This window comes from uncultured Campylobacter sp., assembly GCF_938045595.1.
GTDB lineage: Bacteria > Campylobacterota > Campylobacteria > Campylobacterales > Campylobacteraceae > Campylobacter_B.
On sequence record NZ_CALIBB010000295.1, the window covers coordinates 1 to 2,029 of the forward strand.

3 protein-coding genes are annotated in these 2,029 nt (G+C 42.7%); 1 reads left to right on the plus strand and 2 read right to left on the minus strand.

The annotated features are described in order from the left end of the window. Nucleotides 1-335, minus strand: a 335-nt coding sequence (locus tag Q0340_RS11385; protein WP_298083397.1) for a UbiA family prenyltransferase, incomplete at its 3' end; no start/stop codon positions are given. A 96-nt stretch (nucleotides 336-431) separates the two neighbouring features. Between Q0340_RS11385 and miaA the strand changes: the two genes are divergently transcribed. After that, a complete protein-coding gene (gene miaA, locus Q0340_RS11390; RefSeq protein ID WP_298083398.1) occupies nucleotides 432-1,328 on the plus strand; it encodes a tRNA (adenosine(37)-N6)-dimethylallyltransferase MiaA in 897 nt (298 codons plus the stop codon). A 47-nt stretch (nucleotides 1,329-1,375) separates the two neighbouring features. Here miaA and Q0340_RS11395 read toward each other — a convergent pair. Then, nucleotides 1,376-2,029: hypothetical protein (locus tag Q0340_RS11395; RefSeq protein ID WP_298083399.1), on the minus strand; the 654-nt coding region annotated here is incomplete at its 5' end.

Below are 2,029 nucleotides of genomic sequence, written 5' to 3' on the forward strand. Positions count from 1 at the left end.
GCCGAAACCGCTATGAAAACCACCGCGTTTGCGATGATAAAAAGCAACAAATTCCCGCGCCCGATCCGTCCGTCCACGCTAGGGCGCGAGGCGCACCGCGGATTGGCGCGGTCGATGTCCTCGTCCAAGTAGCGATTTAGCGCCATAGCGAAGCTTCTTGCGCTCACCGCGCATAAAGTCCCTAAAAAAAGCAACTTCCAGCCGAACCATATCGAGCCGTTTTGCAGCTTGCTCGCGGTAATCATCGCCGTAAAGATAAACGGCAGCGCAAAAACCGAGTGTTTAAAAACTATTAATTCGTTGATATCGGATAAAATTTCTTTAAATTTAGCCATTTTGCCCCTTATTTTGGGCACCATTGTATCAAAAAAAAGTAAGAATAGCTCTAAATTTGATATAATTTGAACGAAAAATTTACGAAAGGAAACGCCTTGAGCCAAAATCAAAACTCGCACGCAAGCCCGCAGATCGCGATCATCGGCACTACTGCAAGCGGCAAAAGCGATCTTGCGCTAAGCATCGCGCGAAAGACCGGCGCCGTGATTTTGAGCCTCGATTCGCTCTGCATTTACCGGCAGATCGACATCGCAAGCGCCAAGCCAAGCGAGGAGGAGCTGCGGGAGATCAGACATTTCGGCGTAAATTTAATCTACCCAAACGAATACTTCAGCGTCGGCGAGTTTATTAAAGAATACGCAGCCGCGCGGGCTTTCGCAGGGCGCAGCGGCGCGCCTTTGATAATCACGGGCGGCAGCGGGTTTTATCTAAAGGCGATGCTAAGCGGGCTAGCGCCGAAGGTTCCCGATTTTAAAAGCGAAATTTCAAACGATGAAATTTACGCCCTAGCACAGCGGATCGATCCGGAATTTGCCGCGAAATTTAGCGCGGCGGACAGCTTTCGGTTAAAAAAATGGCTAAGCATCTATAAATTTTGCGGCGAGGCGCCGAGTAAATTTCTGCGCGAAAACACCGCCCCTCCCGTCATTTCGGATATTAAAATTTTTGAGATCGACGCGCCTAAGCAGTGGCTTACGCAGCGCATCGAGGCGCGCACGAAGGCGATGTTTGAGCGCGGGCTTTTAGAGGAGGCGGGGGTTTTATTTGCTCGCTACGGTGCGGAGTGCAGGGCGCTAGGCTGCATTGGGCTAAAGGAGTGCGGGCAGCTTTTGCGCGGGCAGATCTCGCGGGCACAGTGCGAGCAGCTCGTAAGCCTGCACACGGTACAGCTTGCAAAGCGCCAACGCACCTTCAACCGCTCGCAGTTCGCGAATAAAATTTCGGCGCCGCTCAAAAGCTTATATTCTGAAATTTTAAAAACTCTAACTTGATATTTGGCTCTACTTAAAATTCTTTGATTTTTAAAACACTATGCAATTTATCTATTGATTAGCTCCGCTATTTTTTCGAACCACCCTTTTATTTCATCAAAAGCATCAAGCTCTTCAAGCATTTCTTTTGTAAGTTGCTTTGAAAGCTCAGTAGCTATATATTTTTTTGATGTTCTAGGACTGGATATAGGTTCTATATCTTTATTTGTCTTATCTACATTTTGATTAATAAAATTTGATAAATCAAGACTATTCCATTCTTCTAACCAACCGTCACTTTTATTGTGAAAACAAGTTTCTATTAAATAAACGCTTTTAATTAAATCTGGATGTATGTAGTTTTCTATTTCAGCCTTCCTTGTAAGATAGCCTATGTTGCCAGAATTTATAACTTTATCTAAATACTTTTGGTACTGATAGTGTTTAGCTGTGTCTTTTTGATTATAATCGCTATCATATATATGAATCTGCGGGATATTCAATTTTACTAAATAATTATAGTTTACATAATGTTGAATAGAGGCACCACCTAAAAAAATCATCAATATAGCTTCATTTTCTAAGTCAACTATATTTTTAAAATCTATAATGTTTTTATTAATATTTTTAAGAAATTCAATATCCGTATAACCTTCAACACATACGACTACTTTTAATTTTTGAATTTTTTCAGGATGAATACTTGGCAAAATTCCTAATGT